This window comes from Marinobacter sp. SS13-12, assembly GCF_030227115.1.
Lineage (GTDB): Bacteria > Pseudomonadota > Gammaproteobacteria > Pseudomonadales > Oleiphilaceae > Marinobacter.
On record NZ_JASSUA010000001.1, the window covers coordinates 2,071,916 to 2,093,957 of the forward strand.

A 22,042-nucleotide genomic window follows, 5' to 3' on the forward strand; every position below is an offset into this window, starting at 1 on the left:
CAACCAAACAAATCAAACCACCTGACCCATCTGGAAGATCGGCAGATACATACCAATAATAAGGCCACCCACCAAAACACCAAGAACCACCATAATCATCGGTTCCATCAGCGCAGTCAGGTTATCAACCATGTCGTCAACAACCCCCTCATAGTGGTCAGCAACCTTCTCCAGCATCTCGTCCAGGTTACCGGACTCCTCACCGATAGATGTCAGTTGAACCGCCATAACCGGAAACACACCGGTGGTTTTCATGGAGGCCTGAAGCTGGGTACCGCTGGAAACGTCATCCTTGATTTTCATCACGGCATCGCGATAAATGGCATTACCGGTAGCGCCGGCAACTGAGTCGAGGGCATCCACCAGAGGAACACCTGAAGCGAAGGTGGTTGAAAGAACCCGGCCAAACTTTGCAACAGCAGATTTATCCAGGATTTCGCCGACAACAGGGAGTTTCAGTAGGTATTTGTCAACTAAATCGGAAAATTTCTGTGACCTTCGCACGCTCTCTTTGAATGCAAATATAAAGCCCGCTATCCCGAGGAGCACTATAAACCACCATTTCTGCATCCATTCTGATATCTCAATAATAAACTGGGTAAACACCGGAAGATCTGCACCAAAGCCCTGGAAGAGGCTCTCGAACTGCGGCACCACTTTTACAAGTAGGATGGCGGTCACGATGATTGCGACCACAATAACCGCAATCGGGTAGGTCATGGCCTTCTTGACCTTTTTCTTTAGGATTTCGGTCTTCTCAAGATACATCGCAATTCGGTCGAGCATCTGCTCCAGGGCACCGGCCTTTTCACCGGAATCCACCAGGTTGCAGTAGAGGTCGTCAAAATGCTTGGGATGGCGGCGCAAGGCATTGGCAAAGCTTGTGCCTGATGCCACATCATTGCGGACCGCTGCAATCAGTTCCTTTAATCCCTGGTTTTCTAGACCGTCAGTCACGATATCGAAACTCTGAACCAGGGGCACACCGGCTTTCATCATTGTCGCCATCTGCCGTGTAAACATGGCAATATCAAATGGCGTGATTTTTTTACTACCGCCGAATAACGGCTTGGGCTTTTTCTTCACCTTGTCTGGCATAATGCCTTGCTTGCGCAACTGGGCCTTTACCAAGGCAAGGTTGGTACCGGATACCTCACCCTTGGACTTATTACCTTTACGGTCTTTACCTTCCCAGACGAACGCCTGAAGTTTCTCTGCTTTTTCTGCCATGCTTAATCCTTCGTCACGCGGTTGGCTTCCTCAAGGCTGGTCACACCCTCCATCACTTTCTTGAGGGCTGACTGGCGAAGATTCGGGAAGCCTTCGGCCTGTGCCTGCTTTGCAATTTTAATGGAGCTGGCCTCTTCCATAATCATGCTTGCCAGCTCATCGGTAATCTTGACCACTTCGTAAATCCCGACGCGGCCTTTATATCCTCCATTGCATTTATCACAGCCCTTGGGGCGGTACAACGTGAACCCTGTATCAATTTGTTCCTGTGTGAACCCTTCGGCCAAAAGCACGTCCTTGGGGATATCTGCCGCCTGTTTACAGGCATTGCACAGTCGCCGGCCCAGACGCTGGGCAATGATCAGGCTCACAGACGTGGCGATGTTGAACGCCGGTACCCCCATATTCATCATGCGGGTCAGGGTTTCCGCAGCACTGTTGGTGTGCAGGGTCGAAAGCACCAGGTGGCCGGTTTGTGCAGCTTTGATGGCAATGTTGGCTGTTTCCAGGTCCCGAATCTCGCCCACCATGATGATGTCCGGGTCCTGGCGCAGGAAGGCGCGCAACGCTTCCGCAAAACCCAGGCCGACTCTATTATTTACGTTGACCTGGTTGACGCCCTCAAAGTTGATTTCGGCTGGATCTTCCGCAGTGGAAATATTCCTTTCCGGCGTATTCAGGATATTCAGGCCAGTATAGAGAGAAACGGTCTTACCAGAACCCGTAGGGCCGGTAACCAGTATCATCCCCTGTGGTTGCTCCAGGGCGTCCATGTACAGTTTCTTCTGCTCTTCCTCGTAACCCAGGACATCGATGCCCAGTTTCGCCTGACTCGGATCCAGAATCCGCAGAACGATCTTCTCACCCCAGAGCGTGGGCAGGGTGTTCACCCGGAAATCGATCGCCTTGGTTTTGGAAAGTTTCATCTTGATCCGGCCGTCCTGGGGTACCCGGCGCTCCGAAATGTCCAGTTGCGCCATAATCTTTATACGAGCCGAGATCTTTGGGGCCAGTTTGATGGAGGGGCGTGACATTTCCTTGAGGATACCGTCCGTCCGGTAGCGTACCCGGTAGGTCTTTTCATAGGGTTCAAAGTGAACATCCGAGGCACCGCCACGAATCGCGTCAAGCAACATTTTGTTGACGTACTTAACTATCGGCGCATCGTCCACGTCCGTAGCTGCTACTACTGCATCGTCTTCCTGCTCACCGCCTTCTGTCTCCACGCCCTCGAGATCAGCATCATCGAGGTCGCCCATCGAACTGTCCTGGGACTCAAGGTATTTATCAATGGCTGCCCGGAGTTTTGCATCGTCTACCAGGATGGCATCGGTGCTCAGGCCAGTATTGAACTTGATCTCATCCAGTGCCTGAATATTGGTCGGGTCCGAAACCGCAATAAACAAACGATTACCTCTCTTATAGAGAGGCAGAGCGTTGTGCTTGCGGACCAGTTTCTCGTCAACCACCTTCTCCGGCATCATTTCCGGTAGAAAAGAGCTGAGATCCAACACTGACACCCCGAACTCCATCGCAGCTGAGAAGGCTAGCCCACTGCTATTTGCGAGCTCGTTTTGCACCAAGTAGGTAATTAATGGGATTTTGTTCTGGGAGGCTTGGATAAAGGCTTCTTTAGCTGTTGCCTCGTCCAGTAGCCCATCCTCGACAAAGCGCCGGGCAAGCCCTGTCAGCGTAACGTTGGAATTGTTAGTAGCCATAAAGGATTTAAGAATGCCGCCTAAGTTGCTGAAATTTTGTCAGGTGTGAATTACTCAGAGTTTAGATGGATGGGGTGGGTTTGGAAAGTAAGCGTTTGTGATCGCAGAGGTGACCAAAAGCGTCAGTGATTGACGAGAACAGGCACTTCGAGGCTCGATTGATAGCGTAGGCAATGGCGGCATAAAAAAAACAGGGTGTTGATAATATAGAATAAATTAAAATAAATTTCATTTGGCACGCGCTGTGCTTGTGATCTTGCAGGCTGCTCCCTTTGGAGTGTGACTGACGAAATCTCGGAGATAAATTATGAAAAAAGTTCAACAGGGTTTTACGCTGATCGAACTGATGATCGTAGTCGCGATCATTGGTATTCTGGCGGCGGTTGCTATCCCGGCTTATCAGGATTACACAATCCGTGCCAAACTGACTGAGGCAATGTCTGTGGCGTCCCAGGCAAAAACTGCGGTTTCAGAATATTACATTTCGCAGGGTTCTATGCCTGCAGACCAAGCTGCGGCCGGACTAGACCTTCCTGGCGCATATTCTACCGATGTTGTTCAAGACATGACCTATACTAAAACAAGTGACACGGTCGGCGTGATTACGATGGATATCGAAGCTGTTGGCGGTGATACTCTTGCAGGTGAAAACTTCCTGCTGACCGGCACAGGCACGTCTACTAACGTAACTTGGGCGTGTACCGCTGGCACAATCGATGCCAAATACCTGCCGTCTAACTGTCGTTAATCGACAGTGGCTGAGCAGCTAAGAGAAAGCGCCTCCGGGCGCTTTTTTACTATGTGGATATTAAACAACGCTTACTTTCAGGTTCTGATCGCCTCCCTGCTGACAGTCGCGGTCTATGCGCTTGGGTTTTCCGGCGGCTTCTACTTCGATGATGAGTGGAATATTCTGAGGAATCAGGCGTTACAGCTTGATTCACTGGCATTCGAAGGGCTTTGGAATGCTGCGCTTTCTGGTACCGCCGGGCCCCTGGGTCGTCCCATATCAGTGTTGAGTTTTGCGCTTAATCATGTCTTTTTCGGACTGGACCCTTTCTATTTTAAGCTTGTCAACCTGACTATTCATGTGTTCTGCGGTTGGGTTATTTACGCTTTGGCTCTCGCGCTCAGCGAACACCTTCCCAAGATGCCCGTGCAACGTAGGCATCTGTTTGCTTTCCTGGTGATGTTGCTCTGGCTGTTGCACCCACTAAATCTGAGTACCGTTTTGTATCCTGTTCAGCGTATGGCTTCCCTGAGCGCGCTCTTTTGCCTGCTTGGTATGTTCGCCTACGTTAAGGCACGGCATGTATCTCGGGCAGGGTGGGGAGCCCGGGCAGGCTTGTACGCCCTCTCGTTCCTGGTATTTTGGCCTTTGGCCATGTACAGCAAGGAAAACGCCTTGTTGTTCCCAATCTATCTGTTTCTCATAGAGCTCGTTTTTCTGAAATTCCAAAACCCTGCAGAGGGCAAAACAAGCCGGGTCATAGTGCTTTCATACGGCGTATTGTTCGTCCTACCCGGTGTCCTCCTCTCGCTTTATCTTGTTTTTTTCTTTCCTGACTGGATCCTGAACGGCTATGCAAACCGGGATTTCTCTCTCGGAGAGCGGTTATTGACTCAGTCTCGTGTGATAGCTTTCTATTTGGGGCAGGTCTTCTTGCCTATAAACAGTAGCCTGGGTCTATTCCATGATGATTTTGCCCTGTCAACATCACTCTTATCCCCCTGGACCACGGTCGTAGCGGTCCTATTTGTCTTCGTTGCAGTCGTCGCGGCATTTTCCGGTATCAGAAAATATCCGGTGATTGCATTCGGAGTGCTATTTTTTTTAGCGGCCCATTCGATGGAATCTACGATTTTCTCCCTTGAACTGGTGCATGAGCATCGAAACTACCTGGCGATTTTTTCAGTCCTGTTTGCTATTGCTTATTACCTGGTGATTGGTTCAGACAAATTTTCGTCACTACGGGTCCTTCTCGCTGGTAGTCTGATTATTTTCTTTGGGCTAACAACTCTGACAAGAGCTGCAGTGTGGGGAGAGCCTGTGGTTCACGTGATAACTGAGGTGTCTAATCACCCACTGTCGCCAAGAGCCAACTATGGTTTGGGCAAGCAGTATGCAATCTATGCTAATGCTCTTGACGGCTCGGCTCAGAAAACTGAAGCAATCCAGAGCGCAGTCAAATATTTTGAGAAAAGCGCGGAACTGAGGGCAAGTTACGTCGATGGTTTGTTCGGGTTGCTCATGTTAGAGGGACTAGAGGGCCACCAAATGAGCGAGGAATCGTATCGTTCATTACTCCGCCGGCTTCGAATCGCTCCGTTCTCCAATAACACCTATAACTATTTACACGGAGTTCTAAGCTGCCTGGAGGCCGGAGACTGTGAAATATCAAATAGGAAGATGAATGAGATTTTTGATGCTTGCCGCGACAATCCCGGGTTTTCTGGTAAACACGCTCGCAATGTACAGGAACGCTACCAACGGTATCGAAAATGAATCCAGGCCTGAATAGACGCTCGGTCTTTGGGCTAAGTTTACTCGATACTGCTGTATTTTCAGTGGCAATTATTGTACTTATTAAACGATGGTATCCTGATTTTTATTCAAATCTTTACGAGGTTAACCTAAAGCTTGCGGCTTTTTTAAGCCTTATTTTTTTATTAGGTCCGGTAATCAATGTTTTAATTTATAAACCTCAACGCGATAAGTATGTTAACGATCTCAGTGTGCTCTACATCCTTAAGCTTGTTGTATTGGGTGTTGGGCTTCATTTGGCCTACACCCAGCGACCGGTTTTAGTGGCGTTTTCTGTCGATAGGCTTGTTGTTGTGCAAGCCCATCAGACTGAGATGGGGAGGATTCCTCCGGAAATAATGAAATTGATGATCAGCTCTGAGGCTCCACCGTTAATCGCTGCGAGGGAATTGCCTAAGGATGACCTGAGTTTAATTTTCGAAGTTATGAGTGGCGGTGTTGATATTGAGTATCGGCCTGCCCACTATGAAAGGTTCAAGCACCAACGTGAACGCTTTTATCATCGAATGTGCAATTCTGAGATTGACGTCAAGGATTTTGGGGTTAACTTTGACAGGAACTGCGGCTCGATAGCTGTTCCTTTGGTTTATGACACGGATGAATTTGCTATCGCTGTGTTTGATAGCGAACACGAGACCATACGCAGAGTTATTTTTCAGGACCCATGGTAATAAAACCAGAATCTAGGGCATTGGTTAAGGTATGGAAAACGTTACGATAGTTATACCCGCAAAAAACGAAGTCGAATCCCTGAAGGTATTGTTGCCAAAAATTAGGCAATTGCATTACGACATTGAAATTATTGTTGTGAATGACGGTTCAACTGATGAGACAAGTCGCGTATGTTCAGAGGCCTCAGTTACCGAAATTATTCATCCTTATTCTAAAGGCAATGGGGCTGCCATAAAGACTGGGGCAAGGGCCGCCTCAGGCGATATTATTCTCTTTATGGACGGAGATGGTCAGCATTCGCCAGATGATATTTCGCGGTTGATTGATAAGGTGGAAAGCGGCTTTGACCTGGTGGTTGGTGCCAGACAGACCGGATCACAGGCCAGCGTGGGACGGAGTATGGCCAACCGATTTTACAATAGATTATCAAGCTATATGACGGGTCAAAAAGTTGAGGATTTGACCTCTGGTTTCAGAGCTGTTCGCAAAGATATGTTTTTACAGTTTTTGAACTTGCTACCCAATGGCTTTTCATACCCCACGACGTCGACAATGGCTTTTTTCCGCGCGGGTTACACCGTTGGATATGTTCCTATTGATGCCTCACAGCGAGTCGGTCAAAGTCATATAAAGCCATTTCGAGACGGGATTCGCTTTCTTTTAATAATTTTTAAAATTGGAACTCTGTATTCGCCCTTAAAGATATTCGTTCCTATGGCGGTTGCAGTGTTTGGATTGGGCTTGATGCGCTACATTTATACCTATTTGGCTGTTGGGTCTTTCACGAACATGTCGGCTACACTTTTTGTCGCTTCTGCCCAGATTTTCCTTATTGGTCTGGTTTCCGAACAGCTAACTTCGTTGATGTACAAAGATGATAGGTAGCAACTATCTGACTTTTTTTGTTATGTTGAATGATCATGTCTAAAGTCGTCGCGCTTTTTCCAGCTCATCCTGCCCAGTTATGGCTTATGTTATCGGTAAAGTCATGGATTCAAGAGGTCGACCAAAGTGTTCAGTTCAAATGGTTCTTCCGGGACAAAGACGTAACTCTATCACTTGCCAGTTCCCTTGGATTAGAGGGTGTCGTGGTATCGAAGGCTTCGTCGGGGTTATTCGGGAACGCGGTTGAGCTGACTGTTAATATTTTTCGATGCGTTTACTATACCAAGAAATACGGAATTGATTTATGGCTAACGAAATATGGTTGCGGGAATATTGCGGCGAAGATTTTAAATAAGAAAAGTATCAGCTTTAACGATGATGACGAAGATGTTGTTCCGTTGATTGCAAAGACCAGTTATCCCTTTGCCGATTTGCTGTTATTTCCAAAATTTACGAGAAACATAAAGTTCTATAAGAAATCAATCTACTATAACGGACTCCATGAATCAGCGTATTTAACTAATGACAGAGCAAAGTCTGAAGCGCCGCATAATAATTCAGAGAGTAGATATGCTCTAGTTCGTATATCTGCTTTAAAATCACACCATGATGTAGGACGCAGTGGAATCAGTTTAGAGTTTTTGGATAAACTGGTTGACGAGCTTGAGGAGCGAAATATCAGTGTATACATCAGCTCCGAATCCAGGTTGCCACCCCGATTCTCGTCAATGGTTCGAAATGCCGATGTATCGGAGATTCACGAGTTTCTCGCAGGCGCATGTTTTTATGTGGGAGACAGTCAGACTATGGCAATCGAGGCGAGCCTTCTCAGTGTTCCAACGCTGCGCATTTCGGATTTTGATAACCTGTCGGTAATCAACTACCTTGAAAAACAGGGTTTGATAATCAGTTTCCCCCCGGACGACACCTCCTCGCTCAGTTATTTGGCTTCGTTTCTTGATAATTACGAACAACGGTACGCTTCATTTTCTCAGCAGGTAAGACGGGTTCGGAATTCATTCGATGATACCCGTGAAGTGTTTGGCCAGGCCGTATTAAAACTGTTGCAGGGGTGATGGCGTGAAAGCGGTTTTAGTAACTTGCGGGTTGTCGGACGCCAAGCTGAGCGGGAAGCTCGCTGGTCTCATGTCAAGTTGTCTGGTGGATCGAATAATTCTTGTTCGCAAACACCCCTTGAAAGGCGGGAAAATAGTTAACGTCAATCCGCCGGTATGGATTGCTCGTTCCCGTATTTTATTTGAGATGTGGCGTTTTTTTTTGGTTTTGTTCTATGGCTATCGTCATCGTGTTGAGCTGTTCGTCGGAATCCAAGCGCAAATGCATGGGTCTGTGGCGGTTTTGGTTGCCGCGTTACTGGGGGCGAAAAGTGCACTCTGGCTAATAGGGAGTGATCTCCTCATCCACTCCAGGCACAGCGTTTTTGCGCCCATTATCAGGTATTCTATTCGTAGGTCTGACACGGTTTTTGTCATGGGTGATTACTCAAGGCAGCTAGTGAAGGAGGTGTGCGGGCGAATCTGTCGAGTTTTCGTTCTGCAAGTGGTCTGCAAGCAAGGCCCGATGCATAGAGTAGATCTTCCAGACAAGAAGTGGGATTTGCTGTTCGCCGGAAACCTCGTTGATGTTAAGGACCCTCTCGCAGCGATATCGATTTTTTCGCGAGTTCATGATGTAATTCCGACGGCACGGTTTTGCATGATAGGCGAAGGATATCTCATGGATGAAATTGTTAAGCACATCAAATGCAGAGGGTTGCAGGCCTGTGTTGACGTGCTTGGCCAGGTTTCCGAACCCCTTAATTACATAGGGGCCTCGAGGCTTTTGATTATCCCATCCAAGAGTGAGGGTTTACCCTCGGTTTTGATTGAAGCGTCAAAATTGGGCGTTCCGGTTGTTGCCTCTTTGGTCGGAGAGATCACGAATCTTTCTCAAGAGTCTAGCGGTATTATAGGGGCCGCATCCGGAAACACTGATTCGTTCGTCGAGCCGTCTCTAAGGCTTTTGTTAAACGAAAATGTTTATCATCGAGCCTCTGACTCTATTCTGGAATTTGGTATTTCCCATTGTAGAAAATGGTCAATAGAAAACCAAAAAGTGGTCTGGGAAAAAGCGATTATTTAATGATTAGGGAAAATTACCGTGTTTTAGCTACGCCCTTGAAGAAACTATACTCGCTTTTCGCTATTATCCAGAGACTCGAGCAAGTTTTTGTACAGTACTTCCTTAGAAATATATTGTTGAGACGATTCTGCTATTGATTTCTTTCCTACTTTTCTATTTTGGATTGCGAAAGCTATGGCAGCATCGATGTCGAACTTGGACTTCAGGAAGTAGGGAAAGCTGGAGTTAAAGCAAGGGTCTCTGTAATCGGCCATTACTGGTATTCCCTGTTGGAAGCTTTCCCGGGTTTTTAACGGGCACGCTTCATTTAGACCTTTCGCGTCCAGTCCGAACGGTCCGACACATAAATCGATTTTTGAAAGTAGGTCCTCAAGCTTATCTTGATTGAGATGCCCCGTGAAATGGACACGATTGTCGGTTTCTAGGTTTTCAGAAGCTGGTGATAAATTTCCGACGAAATAGATTTCGAAATCCTGTCGCCCAGATTCTTCGATCTCGTTGTAGATTTTATGAAGCCCATGCCATGGCACATCTTTATTGCAAATACAGCAAAGCTTTATCTTGTCATCTCTATAGTCCCTGATTTCGACATGGCTTGTTAGAATGCCATTTGGATAGAGCATAATATTCTTGGGAAACTTTGCTCGGTCGAGCTGATATTCTGCTATCTCATTGGTTACGCCAACGAATCCCAGTATTTTTTTCTGTAGTAATTTGAACTGAATTTTTTCAATTAAAAGTTGAAGCTTGGAAACGGTTGAGGGGTTGCTTTTTATTTCTTCGATTTCTTTGGTGTGATGAATAGTGTAGAAGGGTTTAATATAAAAAGAGAAAATCGGAAAAATAAAGTCACCAAGCGGATAGCGTATTAAAATTATATCAAACCTTTCTTGATTTTTTAATAACCAAGAGTAAGCGCTAATTCGCAAATGAATATAGTTTTTTAACTTTTTAAATATTAATAATTTCAGCCAGAATGAAGGCATAGCCGGTTTTTTCATATATTCGCGATCTGGCTCGCTATGAGAAAAATAGACTATGGTATGACTTGCGTTGACTTTAGTTGCAGATAATGACTCGTAGTCAAGCTGTTTTTTTACGCCTGGATTTATAGATCTAATTGCACCGAAATGTAATATTTTTGCCATGAAGTATTTGTGGTTCAGTTTTTAAGTGTTAAATTCGCATCTACGAGTAGTTTTGGCATGCGACTTAGTTATTCTTCAACCCTTCAACTAATTGGTGGGAAGCCTGCCAAGGTTATGTTAGAAAATCATTGTTATACAGGTACCTCATCAAACAACTCCGCCACCTCAACATCCCATCCAAACTTATCCCGAATCCGCTTCCGCATAACATCACTAGCCACAATCTCACCATGAGTAATATAAACCTTCTCTGGCTTCAGTGTCCCAGCCTCAAGCCACTGCAGAATCTCCTCATAATCCCCATGAGCCGACAGCGAATCGAGGTTATGCACCTCAGCCTTAACCGGCCAGTACTCTCCATGAATCTTCACCGACTCAGCCCCATTCACCAGCGCATCCCCTCGAGTACCCGGTGCCTGGAACCCGGCAAACACAATACTGTTGCGCGGATTAGGTAGAAGTGTCTTCAAATGGTGCAACACACGGCCACCGCTGGCCATGCCACTGGCGGAGATGATAATGCAGGGGTAACGCACGCTGTTGAGTTCGATGGACTCATCCACGGTGCGGACAAACTCGGTGTGCTGGTCGATCATTTCGCACTGGCCAGCACTGAGTTTATGCTCCTTGTGATGGCGGGAGAAGATTTCTGTGGCCTTTATCGCCATGGGGCTGTTCAGGTACACCGGCATTTTCGGTATGCGGCCTTCGCCCATAATCTTGTGGATCAGGTACAACAACATCTGCGCCCGGCCTACGGCGAAGGAGGGCACAAGTACAATGCCCCCACGCCCGGCGGTTTTGGTAATAATGTCAGCCAGTTCCGATTCCGGGTCGCTTTGTGCGTGCAACCGGTCCCCATAGGTGGATTCACACACCAGCACATCCGCCTTGGTGATGGGCTCCGGCGCGCGCATGATCACATCGTCCTGTCGGCCCACATCGCCACTGAACACTACCGTGCGGTCGCTTTCCCGGTGGTGGACGTGCACACAGGACGACCCCAGAATATGCCCGGCCGGAGTGAAGGACACCTCCATCCCTTTAACGGGTTCGAATCGCTCATGGAAATGCAGGGATTCGAAGTGCTTCAGGGCTTCGTGGGCGTCCTTGACGGTGAATAGTGGTTCCGGCTTGTCGTGCTTGGAGAACCCTTTGCGGAAGGCGTATTTGGCATCTTCTTCCTGCAGGTAGCCGGCATCGGGCAGCAAAACCTTGCACAGCTCATGGGTAGCTTTGGTGCAGTAAATCTTGCCATTGAAGCCGTTTTTCACCAGCGCGGGCAGGTAGCCGGTATGGTCGATATGCGCGTGGGTCAGAACCACCGCATTGATAGACGAAGGCTCCACGGGAAACCGTGCCCAGTTGCGTTTGCGCAGGTTCTTCACGCCCTGGTACATGCCACAGTCCACCAGCAGTCGGTGTTTGTCATCCGACAACAGATAGCGTGAACCGGTTACTGTGCCCGCGGCGCCAAGAAATTGCAGCTTCATGAAGTCATCCTTGCAATAGTTTTGATGTGTTATGCCACTATCGCCCATATTAGCGCAAAATTTATTGATCTGACGCAGGAAGCTTGGGGTCAGACCCCAAGGCATTTCAGCATGCAAAATGTTCGGGGGTCTGACCCCGGGCACACAGCCGTGACCCATAATCCTGTGGCTTGTGAGTTGTAGCAACATCTGTGCATGCGGGTGTTTGTTGTTTTCGTTTCTGTATGTACAATAAATGACATGAAAGTTGAATTTGATCCAGGGAAGGATGCGCTCAATACGATGAAGCACGGTGTTTCACTGGAACGTGCTGCATTGCTTGAGTGGGATTTTGTATGGGCTACCGAGGATGCTCGCAATGACTACGGCGAACGCAGGATGATCGGGTATGGGCCTATTGGTAGTCGTGTTTATTGCGTTGTTTACACTGAAAGGGGTGATGCCCGGCGTATAATCAGTTTCCGAAAGGCCAACAGACGAGAGGTGAGGCTATATGCGGACAAAATCTAAATCAGGGCGGGTGTTTGAGTTGCCGTCGGATCAGGAAGAGTCCGATATTAATAAAGGTATTGCGGGGGACCCAGATACTAGAGAGCTTACAGACGGGGAGTTTCAACAGCTCCGCCCATTGGGGCGACCAAAAGCGGAGGTCACTAAGGAGCGGATAACCATCCGGCTTTCCCCGGAAGTCGTTGAACAGTTCAGGGCTACTGGCAGCGGATGGCAAACCCGTATGGATAAGGCGTTGCAGGAGTACCTTAAAACTCACACTCAGTCGGAAGTTGAGAGGTTGGGTTAGTTGCCGGGAAAATTGGGGTCAGACCCCAAGACATTTCAATGGACTGAATGCACTGGGGTCTGATCCCCGATATCTTGCAATAGTTTTGATATGTTGCGTCACTATCGCCCATAATAGCGCAAAAGTTATTGATCTGACGCAGGAAGCCAGCCCTCATGCATTACAGCTCCATCCTCCCGGATGTCCTCAAAATCGCCGACGCCGCCAGCGAAAAAGTCCTCAGCATCTACATGACGGACTTCAAAGTGGACTATAAAGCTGACGAGTCGCCCATTACTGCAGCAGACGTTGCCAGCCATCGGGTGATTGTGGCGGGCTTGCGCAATCTCAGCCATGATATCCCTGTGCTGTCAGAAGAAGGTGCAGAGATCCCCTGGAGCGAGCGTAAACAGTGGCACCGGTTCTGGTTGATTGATCCTATCGACGGCACAAAGGATTTCACCCAACGCACCGGCGAGTTCACCGTTAACATAGCTCTGATTGAAAACGGAGAGCCTATTCTGGGCGTGGTGACGGCTCCGGCGCTCAAGGAAGCCTACTGGGGCCTGAAAGGCGAGGGCGCTTACAAGCGGGACCGCACCGGGCGGGTGCATCGCATCAGTGTGGCGACACCAGGTGAGACCAAGCGCGTTGTAGCCAGCAAGAATCACCTCAATGAAGAAACCAGAGCCTTTATCGACAAGCTCGGCTCTCACGAACTAGTGCAGGCGGGTAGTTCCCTCAAATTTTGCAAAATCGCCGAAGGCCATGCGGATATCTATCCTCGTCTGGGGCCCACCTGCGAGTGGGATACCGGGGCAGCTCACGCAGTGTTGTCGGCTGCTGGTGGCAAAGTAGAGACACTGGACAGAGAGCCACTGAAGTACGGAAAGGAGAATGTGCTGAACCCGTTCTTCGTGGCCGCCGGCGACTGGTATTGAGAACCATGGGGTCAGACCCCCAGACATTTCCCTTCATCAAATGTCCCGGGGTCAGACCCCAAATCGGGCGTGCATTTGCTCCTGAAACGCCTCTGTTCCAAGCGGTTTCCCGGCGATTGCGGCGTATTGGATCAAATCATCCATGCCATCCGGGGCGGGGCTGGCCACAAAGGAGCGGTAGCTCTCAAAGCGCTTATCCGGGGCAGGCTGGTACGCCAGGTAGCAACTGTGGGGCGTGTGCCACTTTGCTTTTAGTCCGTACCCATGGCACCGGTAGCTCGACCACTGATAGTCCCCGGCATAGTGCACCATTCCTGCTTTCACCGGGTTTAACTCAATATACCGCTGGCACTGTAGAAAATAGCTCTCGGTATCCACCAGACAGGACTTGAACCGCCCCTCCCAGAGCGTGCCGGAGCGCTCGTATTTGTAATTGAAGTACTGCGCATAATGCTGGCCTAGGGCTTTCATGAATCCGGACAGTGCTTGATCCGTTTGCGGTGTCACCAGCAGATGGGTGTGATTACTCATCAAAACCCAGGCATGAATGTCCACCTCATACTCTCGCCGGTAGCGGGAGAGAAAAGCGATGAAGGCGGCTCTATCTGAAAAATCCTGAAAACAAACCTGCCGGTTATTCCCCCTCTGAATCACATGCTGGGGCATCCCGGCCGGGCAAATCCTTGGTCGGCGGGCCATGTCACATTCCTTGTGAACTGATTCGAAAGCGCAACAATCTGCCGCACTCCGCGACCAATTTCAAGTTGGGGTCAGACCCCGATACATTTCACACTTTAAAATGCATTGGGGTCTGACCCCATGGAATGGGGTTACATTCTTCGGCGTGATCGTTATAATCTGGCGTGCTCAGGAAGAGCTGAAAAACTCTTAATCTTCAGGGATCGAAGACATGCCCCAGGCAACCGGACTGCAGTTCACGGCCACCCTTGGCCAACTCCCCAAAGACCTGTTCGCGGTCGTCCGCTTTGAACTGACCGAAACCCTTTCCAAGCTGTGCCACTGCAAGCTGGAACTGGCCAGTACCTCGCCGACTATTGCCGCTGAGGAAGTGCTGGAACAACCCGTGGAGCTGGTGGTGTGGCAGGACGGCATCCCCTTGCGGCGCTTCCACGGCGTGGTCAACGAATTCGCCCGGGGCGACTCTGGCCATCGCCGCACCCGCTACGAAGTCATCGTCCAGCCCCCGCTGTGGCGCCTGGGCCTGATGCACAACAGCCGCATTTTCCAGACCCAGAGCACCGACGCCATCGTGCGCACCCTGCTGGAAGAGCGGGGCATCATCGACACCGTATTTGACCTGAAACGCACCCCCGAAGAGCGGGAATACTGCGTCCAGCACCGGGAAAGCGATCTGGACTTTATTGAACGACTGTCGGCCGAAGAAGGCTGGTACTACCGTTACAACCACGGTGATGTGAATGGCGAGGAGCAACCGGGCCTGATCATCGCTGACCACCACGGCGACGCTCCTAAACTGGAGCCCGCCGAATACAACGGCAAGGCCGGCGGCAGCAGCCGCCAGAGCGCTGTCTTCCAGTTCAGCTACCGGGAACGGGTCCGCGCCGCCTCCGTGGCCATGAAAGACTACACTTTTCGGAACCCCGCCTACGCCCTGATGCACGAACAGCAGGCCGACAAGCTGGACGCTCAGCGCGAAGACTACCAGCATTACGACTACCCCGGCCGCTTCAAACAGGACGCCAGCGGCCAGCCCTTCACCGAACGCCGCCTGGACGCTTTGAGAAACGACGCCACAACCGCCAACGGCCAGAGCGACCGCCCCGACTTCACCGTGGGCGCCAAAGTGGCACTCACCGAACACGACAATCCGGCCCTGAACCGGGAATGGCTGTTCACCAGCATCACCCACACCGGCGTGCAGCCCCAGGCCCTGGAAGAAGACAGCACGGGGGGTGCCACCACCTACCACAATGCGTTCAATGCCATTCCCGCAGACCGCACCTGGCGCCCACAAGTAGAACACCGACCCTTGATGGACGGCCCCCAGATGGCCATCGTCACCGGCCCGGAAGGCGAAGAGATCCACTGCGACGAACACGGCAGGGTAAAAGTAAGGTTTCCGTGGGACCGCTACTCCAAGAACGACGAACACAGCAGCGCCTGGCTACGAGTCAGCCAGGGCTGGGCTGGCGGCCAGTACGGCTTCATGGCACTCCCGAGAATCGGCAACGAAGTCATCGTCTCCTTCCTCGATGGCGACCCGGACCAGCCCATTATTACCGGTAGAACCTATCACGCCACCAACACGCCGCCGTACGCGCTGCCGGAGCATAAGACACGCACCACACTGAAAACCCAGACCCACAAGGGCGAGGGCAGTAACGAACTGAGATTTGAAGACGAAGCCGACAAAGAGCAGATCTACCTCCACGCCCAGAAAGACCTGGACCTGCTGACGGAAAATAACCGCACCGAAGTCATCAGGAACGACAGCCACCTCACCGTGGACAACCACCGCAAGGCCCACATCAAGGGCAATGACCACGCCACCGTGGATGGCGATAAACGAGAACAAATCGGCAAGGACCACAGCTTCAACGTCACCGGCACCCTGCACCTGAAAGCCGGCACCGCCTGGCTCAGCGACTCCGGCACCGAACTGCACATCAAGGCCGGTCAGAAAGCGGTTATCGAAGCGGGTGCGGAAATCACCCTCAAGGCTGGTGGCAGCTTTGTGAAGATTGATCCCAGTGGCGTAGCTATGGGTGGCGCCGCCATCAAGCTTAATGCGGGTGGTTCGCCAGGCAAGGGGAGTGGACAGAAGGTTCAGGTGCCGGAGATGCCTGGTTTAGTGGAGAAGAATGGCGGAGCAGTGGCGCCGGTGGAGATTGCAGATGTTGATCAGCGTGCAAATGCCGAACCAAAACCTGTGGTAGTCCATCGATTGAAACAGGCGCGAATGAACCGCGCAGCGGTGGTTGAGGAATGTCAGGAACAAGCTGATGGCTCTTGTCCATTGAGTGATTGTCCCTGTGGAAAAGCCCGGACGGCATGAAGGAAGACGCTATGGCACGACGATCCAAGCAGGGCGACGACATCCTTTACCTGATATTGGAAAGTGCGGGAAGTAAATCGTTGCTGCAATCGCTTTACGAGCAATGTGATGCGCCCGTATGGCAGCCGTTATTCCGCGAAACGCAGTGGGCTCCCTATGAAGATGAGAGTCCGCTAGTCATCCAGACAGCCCGGGATAGTGACTTACACCGGTGGGCTCTCGATGGAATTGGAAAAACGGGTGAACTAAGTGGTTTGATGATTGAGTCTGATGAAAGACTTGAGGCAGTGCTGCGCTGGGCGAGAGAGCGTCTTACGGTGGCGCTGGGCGGAACAAGAAAAGGTCTGTTGCGGTTCTACGATCCATTGATCTGGCATAGCCTTAAGCCCCGCGATATTGGTCAGCAAGGCATAGTAAACTGTGTGGTTTATCTACACGGCAGTCCGGAAAACGGTGAATGGCTGACAAGTCTAAATCCGGAACCGGTAACCATGACAGAAGTCCCCATGTTAGAGCCAGAGCAACTCCATAACCTGGGTCTCGGAAGTGTTTAGGCAAGTTTTTACCTAAGGGATGACAAGGATGTCTGAAACAGAATCAACTCGAACTTCAAGAAACAGCGGTCCCGCCTGTGAGGGTGACACACTCATTGTCGAAGTACTGGGAAAGGATCATCCTGAGGGTCAGGAACTCCGCATATTGCATCACGAAGAGTCAGCTCCCTACACCGCTATTGATGACCTGCGTAGTAACGAAGCTCTGGACTCCAGCATACTGCGTGTCTGGCCCTGGGAAAATAGTCCGCAAGCCGATGTGGCGCTGGAGATTGCGGCCCATGAGGGTGACCCTTTACAGATACCCCTATACAGTCTCCCCGAGGTAACTTCACGCCAGTTGATTCGTCAGAAACTGATTCTTGCACCATTGGTGCCGCTCACTTTAGTAGAGCGGGAGGAGCCAATAGTGAGAGTGCCAGCACAACAGGTTGTTTCGGCAAGATCGGGTTATCTTTACCTGTTCCGGGATAACCGCCTTTGGCGCGAGATACATATATCCCAAGACGATGCAGGCTGCCTCCTTTTCCGGGACGTTCCGTTGAGCAATTACAGGGAAGCAGGGCAGCAACGTTTGACTTCGAACATGCGTCCACCCACGTCGATGCCCCTGGAAGAGATCTGGGTTCCGGTTAACGACTATAGGACAAGCGCCACCTATGCAAGTGATGTCAGAGTATCCTGGTCCGAGGTCCAATGGTCTGCTGCCCGCGTAGACTTCCTGGAAAATGATAGATCGGCCTTTAACGAACGCACTCAGAGGATTGTGCAGCGGCCGGATGCCCGTTGGCACCCACGGTTCGCAGAACTGGTTTCCCTGGATGAAGTGGCCCCTCAGCGTGGCCGACAACCCCTGCTGGAAGAACAGTTGCCGTGTACTTTCGACTTTCTCACGGATCTTGGCGGTGGGTATGGGTTGGATTGCTATAACCTGGCTGTCGAGGAACAGAAAAGCTTCTTCGCGGGCGGTGAAGATGCCGAAAACGCATGGCGCGAAAGTCAGTACCGGAATGCAGATCTCGGCCCCACGGCGGCAATACGGAACACGGTGTTGCAGGACCTGGTTGGAGAGACGGGGGAAGCCGGATCTGCAGAGGATAGCAGCAGCACCGCGTGGGAGAGCATTGGCGGATCTGGCGATATCTTTGATGGCTGCCGCACCAGGGGGGGATTGGGAGTCGTCGTTTACGATGAACTGTATGAAATCCGCAAGGCCATGGCCCGCACCAATGCCGGAATGCTGTACCAGAAGAATATCCGAGAGTGGGCCAGTCGCCAGCCCAACTATCGAAGCGCCGAGCTCGTTGAACAAACGGTATTGCCGGAGACCCTGGGCGGGCAGCCCAATCCCCTGAACAAGCATGCCGAACACCTCGACCTGTCCCTGACCGGCAAGCTCGAACGGGCCCTGCACCGGGGCTACCGCGGCCATGGCATCAACACCATCAAGGCCGCCCAGTGTCGGCTGCTGGCCCTGATGCAGGACACCCACAACCAGGCACGAATGGCCGACCTGTTTTCCCTGGAGGGAGGTGATTACCTGAGCGGCTTCGTGCTGACGGAGCAGTTGTTTAACGCCCTGCAGCACGATGCCGAAGCCGCCGACAAACCCTGGCTGGCCAGCAGCAATCCGGATTGCGACACCCGTTGCAGCGGCCACCTGACTGACCCGGACACCAGCCCGGCCCGGGAGGGCTCCCAGCTCGTACTGGATATCGGCTGGGAGGGCTCGGGCCACCCATTGCACGACATGCTTTATCCGAAACAGGGCGTTGTGCCGCTGGACCAACCCTACGAACCACCTGAGCCGGAAACCAACCCCGGTGATGGCCGGTTCCGCCCTGCGGCCTTTGCCCAACTGGATAAGGATGGTGAGCTGCCGAAACAGGAAGATCTACAGACCCTGGAGATCGCCTCGATGGTGGCCTTGACCGAACAAGGAGCCTTTGACTCTGTTGGCCATCTGAGGGGGGCCATCAAGTCGCTCGATGGAATCAGTGGCCAGTTGTTGGATCAGTTCAACAAGGCCCAACAGCGCATCCATGGTGAGATGATGCGCATCGACCTGGACATCCACGGCCCCATGGTCCGCGCCCTCAAAGCCATGAATCCCACCTTGCTTGGCGAACTTCACCTCCTGCCCCAAGGGTCGCAGGGGCTGAATATGGTCCTGCTGGGCGTTGAAGACCCGGACATCGGGCTGCGCAACGGCCTGACCGAAGCGGAACGCGACTACTTTAACAGCAATAACCACAGCGGCCGGTTCCTGGGGGAAATCCAGGACAGCGAGGGTCGTATCATTGGCAGCACCAACTCGAACCGGGTACCCGGCGGGGCGGATATCGAAGATTCCGGCCGTTTCTACGCCTTTATGGCGCCCACCAGCTCCGAACTGGTGAAAAACTACCGCGAGGTGCGGAAACAGGTCAGCCGGCAGCGTAGCCTGGGCAAGACTCTGGACCGGCTTGGGTTGCCGTATGTGGTACTGGGGTTTGAGCTTTGGAATATAAACAGCGCGTTGTCACGATTTTCTGAAACAATGCGAACAAGAGGTGGTTTGCGGACAGGGGCAAGTCTCGTGTCTGCAGCGCTAGATTTGTCAATGGCTTCTTTGGCCGTCGCAGACCAACTGTCCAAAAAGCTGATGAACAGCACAGCTATTGCCCGCCAAATGAACCGGGTTGTAGTTGACGTTGAGAGGGCCGTGGCTGCTGGCCGAATCTCAGAGGCGTTTGGGAGCCAATTGCCTAGAGCGGTAACCATGCGAATGGTGTCGGTATCTATACTGGCCTTGCTGGACGCCGGTATCCGAGTGGCGGATTCCGTTCACTACATGCAAACGGGACAAATTGCCTCCGCAGTGGCCATGGGGGGCTCTAGCGTTGGCGCCCTAATGACAGGCTGGGCCAGCCTGTCCCTGATGAGCTCAGGGACCGCGGCGGCTTCCAGTACCGGAGCAGTATTGGGGCTGAGTACCCCGGCGGGTTGGATCGTACTAGGGATCGGCCTGACGCTGATTGTGGGCGGGTCGATAGCTGCCAATCTGCTGGAGGACGACGAACTGGAGGAGTGGGTCAAGAACGGGCCGTTTGGGGACTACCGCAACTCCTCGTATGAGCACTTGTGGGGCGAAGCGAAAGCCCCCAAGCCGGTGCCGGAGCGGGAGGCCTTCTACCGGCTCGCTAATATCCTGGCTGGTGTCCGGATTGAGGAATCGCTGTACCAAGTAGATACTCTAGAGGTGTATCGGCTAGCCGAAGCCCTCATTGATGATCAGGAGCCACAGCCTTCCCGCCGGGAGGTAGATGCATTGCATGATGAACTGAGAAAGGCTAATTTCCGCGTGGTGGTCAAAAGCAACCTGATGAGTGTACTGGGGGATGCCGCACTCAAGGTCTACATTCGTCGCCTGAAGGAAAAACGCCGGCCCAACCCTCCGTCGGGGGGCTCCACGGTGGTCAGTAGCGAACTGCAGGAATCTCCCACCGGCCATTGGTGGCTCTATCGCAGGGCCTTGTCGGACGGGGTGGAGTACTGGCTGCACACGCCCCAGCCGGAGGGGTTGGTGTATCACGAGTGGAAGGTACGGGCCCGGGTCGTCGCCAACCTGGGTACAGACCGGGAATATGTGTTCCCGGCGCCGCCAATCAATGATCCGCTGGTGTACCAGGAGAGCAAACATGGCGGCCATGATGCCCCGGACTTTACCCGGGAAGATGCCCCCTTCTGGGCTAACCTGACCACCAACCGGATAGCCCTGAATGCCCAGGCCTACCGTTACCTGAACATCGTGGAGGAAGCCTCCGATGGCTGAGAGTGCCTATTACAGCCCCACCGCCTGGCAGTCCGGGCGAGACGAAAAGCCACGCCGTCGAGGGCAGCTGGATACCCGTTCCCTAAGCTTTCGGCTCCAGTGGGCAGCGGGGCAGAAGCTGCCCAAGGATTACATTCGAGACTTGGTCCCGGGCGACTTCCTTGAAACCTGGCCTCCTGGGCAGGACGAGGATACCAACTGGTACGTCGAGCAGGGGTATGGAAAGGAGAAAAGGAAGGTACCAATTGCCTGGATCAATCAGGAAAGCATTCGCTGGGCCACGCTGCCAAGTTCCTCGTGGCGGTGGTTGTTGCTGAAGGTCTTTGCGAAGTTTACTTTGATTCTAGGGGGGGGAGGGATTCTTCTAGCCTTTTTGAGTGTTGCATTATTTGTGGACGATAGCGATATAGAAAAGAGACAACTTTTCGTAGAGGGATTTTTGCCCATGATCGCATATGGGGGGGGCGGCTGCGCTCTAGTTTGGGGCGCCATCAGCCTCATCGAACGCCTCTTCCCCGGCTGGATCTACAAGGATCCCAGAGGCCCCCTGTGGGAATTCAACCGCCGCACTGGGCTGGTCACGGTCTTCCGTAATCCCAAGAAAAAACGGGATGCCGGCCAGATAGCCTGGCAATCTCCTTTCTCAGAATTTGATGGCTACATCCACAGCGGCCCAACCCACCAGGGCCTGCCGCTGTATTACGGGGCCATGGTCCATCGGTTCCGGGAAGAAGCCCTGACCCTGACAGCCTTCCAGGCCGCCTCCGCCAATGATGAAGATCACAAGGCACTGTGGAACTTCTGGCTGCAGTACATGGACAGCTCAGCTCCACTACCGGACATCCCGTTGTTCGAGCCCCACCGGAGCAAGGACCCGGTGACCGCCGAGCGCGATAAGCGTGCGTGTCGTAATCCCCGGTACTGGCGAGATATGGATGAGGCCACGTACAAACAAAAAACCGACGAAATGCACAAGAACTGCTTGAAAGGTTTTGGGTAGAGGTAACTGCAGTAACGGGCTAGAAGCCCAAATCCATTGTTGCAATGCTTCGGGCATTGGTAATCGAGAGTTAGGAATCAAGCGA

At 51.9% G+C, this 22,042-nt stretch carries 18 protein-coding genes; 13 read left to right on the forward strand and 5 right to left on the reverse strand.

Annotation, left to right across the window (positions count from 1 at the left end):
• Positions 1 to 12: 12 nt before the first annotated feature.
• Positions 13 to 1,230, reverse strand: a complete 1,218-nt coding sequence (locus QPL94_RS09565) for a type II secretion system F family protein (protein ID WP_285357019.1) — start codon at positions 1,228 to 1,230, stop codon at positions 13 to 15.
• Between the two features lie 2 nt (positions 1,231 to 1,232).
• On the reverse strand, positions 1,233 to 2,948 hold the full coding sequence (gene pilB / locus QPL94_RS09570; RefSeq protein WP_285357020.1) for a type IV-A pilus assembly ATPase PilB: 1,716 nt from the start codon (positions 2,946 to 2,948) through the stop codon (positions 1,233 to 1,235).
• Between the two features lie 307 nt (positions 2,949 to 3,255).
• Here pilB and QPL94_RS09575 point away from each other — a divergent pair, with 307 nt between their 5' ends.
• Genes QPL94_RS09575 through QPL94_RS09600 form a run of 6 tightly spaced genes read left to right on the forward strand, consistent with a single transcriptional unit; the run spans position 3,256 to position 9,192 of the window.
• Positions 3,256 to 3,696, forward strand: coding sequence for a pilin (locus tag QPL94_RS09575; protein ID WP_285357021.1), 441 nt, complete (start codon positions 3,256 to 3,258; stop codon positions 3,694 to 3,696).
• Positions 3,697 to 3,702: 6 nt separating this feature from the next.
• Positions 3,703 to 5,454, forward strand: a complete 1,752-nt coding sequence (locus QPL94_RS09580; protein WP_285357022.1) for a hypothetical protein — start codon at positions 3,703 to 3,705, stop codon at positions 5,452 to 5,454.
• Positions 5,451 to 6,164 carry a hypothetical protein gene (locus QPL94_RS09585; RefSeq protein ID WP_285357023.1) on the forward strand — a complete coding sequence of 238 codons (714 nt, stop codon included), beginning with the start codon at positions 5,451 to 5,453 and terminating at the stop codon, positions 6,162 to 6,164. The genes QPL94_RS09580 and QPL94_RS09585 overlap by 4 nt, the downstream gene beginning before the upstream one ends.
• A gap of 31 nt (positions 6,165 to 6,195) precedes the next feature.
• Positions 6,196 to 7,050, forward strand: coding sequence for a glycosyltransferase family 2 protein (locus QPL94_RS09590; protein ID WP_285357024.1), 855 nt, complete (start codon positions 6,196 to 6,198; stop codon positions 7,048 to 7,050).
• Positions 7,051 to 7,085: 35 nt separating this feature from the next.
• Positions 7,086 to 8,126, forward strand: a complete 1,041-nt coding sequence (locus QPL94_RS09595) for a hypothetical protein (RefSeq protein WP_285357025.1) — start codon at positions 7,086 to 7,088, stop codon at positions 8,124 to 8,126.
• Positions 8,127 to 8,130: 4 nt separating this feature from the next.
• The gene (locus tag QPL94_RS09600) at positions 8,131 to 9,192 is read left to right on the forward strand and encodes a glycosyltransferase (RefSeq protein ID WP_285357026.1); all 1,062 of its coding nucleotides are present in this window, start codon (positions 8,131 to 8,133) and stop codon (positions 9,190 to 9,192) included.
• Positions 9,193 to 9,236: 44 nt separating this feature from the next.
• Here QPL94_RS09600 and QPL94_RS09605 read toward each other — a convergent pair whose 3' ends face one another.
• A complete protein-coding gene (locus QPL94_RS09605; RefSeq protein ID WP_285357027.1) occupies positions 9,237 to 10,340 on the reverse strand; it encodes a glycosyltransferase family protein in 1,104 nt (367 codons plus the stop codon).
• A gap of 131 nt (positions 10,341 to 10,471) precedes the next feature.
• Positions 10,472 to 11,833: an MBL fold metallo-hydrolase gene (locus tag QPL94_RS09610; RefSeq protein ID WP_285357028.1), complete on the reverse strand. Its 1,362-nt coding sequence runs from the start codon at positions 11,831 to 11,833 to the stop codon at positions 10,472 to 10,474.
• 240 nt (positions 11,834 to 12,073) lie between these two features.
• Between QPL94_RS09610 and QPL94_RS21390 the strand changes: the two genes are divergently transcribed.
• The 3 genes from QPL94_RS21390 to cysQ all read left to right on the forward strand — a co-directional run bounded on the left by QPL94_RS21390 (position 12,074) and on the right by cysQ (position 13,552).
• A complete protein-coding gene (locus QPL94_RS21390; RefSeq protein WP_350310614.1) occupies positions 12,074 to 12,343 on the forward strand; it encodes a BrnT family toxin in 270 nt (89 codons plus the stop codon).
• Positions 12,327 to 12,632: a BrnA antitoxin family protein gene (locus QPL94_RS09615; protein ID WP_285357029.1), complete on the forward strand. Its 306-nt coding sequence runs from the start codon at positions 12,327 to 12,329 to the stop codon at positions 12,630 to 12,632. The genes QPL94_RS21390 and QPL94_RS09615 overlap by 17 nt, the downstream gene beginning before the upstream one ends.
• 155 nt (positions 12,633 to 12,787) lie before the next feature.
• On the forward strand, positions 12,788 to 13,552 hold the full coding sequence (gene cysQ / locus QPL94_RS09620) for a 3'(2'),5'-bisphosphate nucleotidase CysQ (protein WP_285357030.1): 765 nt from the start codon (positions 12,788 to 12,790) through the stop codon (positions 13,550 to 13,552).
• A gap of 51 nt (positions 13,553 to 13,603) precedes the next feature.
• Here the strand turns inward: cysQ and QPL94_RS09625 are convergent, their stop codons facing one another.
• Complete coding sequence (locus QPL94_RS09625; protein ID WP_285357031.1) at positions 13,604 to 14,251, reverse strand: REP-associated tyrosine transposase; 648 nt, start codon at positions 14,249 to 14,251, stop codon at positions 13,604 to 13,606.
• A gap of 211 nt (positions 14,252 to 14,462) precedes the next feature.
• On the opposite strand from QPL94_RS09625, the gene QPL94_RS09630 reads away from it, so the two are divergent.
• Genes QPL94_RS09630 through QPL94_RS09645 form a run of 4 tightly spaced genes read left to right on the forward strand, consistent with a single transcriptional unit; the run spans position 14,463 to position 21,957 of the window.
• Complete coding sequence (locus QPL94_RS09630) at positions 14,463 to 16,589, forward strand: type VI secretion system Vgr family protein (RefSeq protein WP_285357032.1); 2,127 nt, start codon at positions 14,463 to 14,465, stop codon at positions 16,587 to 16,589.
• Positions 16,590 to 16,600: 11 nt separating this feature from the next.
• Entirely contained in the window at positions 16,601 to 17,143 is a 543-nt protein-coding gene (locus tag QPL94_RS09635) for a DUF4123 domain-containing protein (protein WP_285357033.1), read from the forward strand.
• A gap of 28 nt (positions 17,144 to 17,171) precedes the next feature.
• Positions 17,172 to 20,957: a hypothetical protein gene (locus QPL94_RS09640; protein WP_285357034.1), complete on the forward strand. Its 3,786-nt coding sequence runs from the start codon at positions 17,172 to 17,174 to the stop codon at positions 20,955 to 20,957.
• Positions 20,950 to 21,957, forward strand: coding sequence for a hypothetical protein (locus QPL94_RS09645; RefSeq protein ID WP_285357035.1), 1,008 nt, complete (start codon positions 20,950 to 20,952; stop codon positions 21,955 to 21,957). Before QPL94_RS09640 ends, QPL94_RS09645 begins: the two co-directional genes overlap by 8 nt.
• The last annotated feature ends 85 nt before the right edge of the window (positions 21,958 to 22,042 follow it).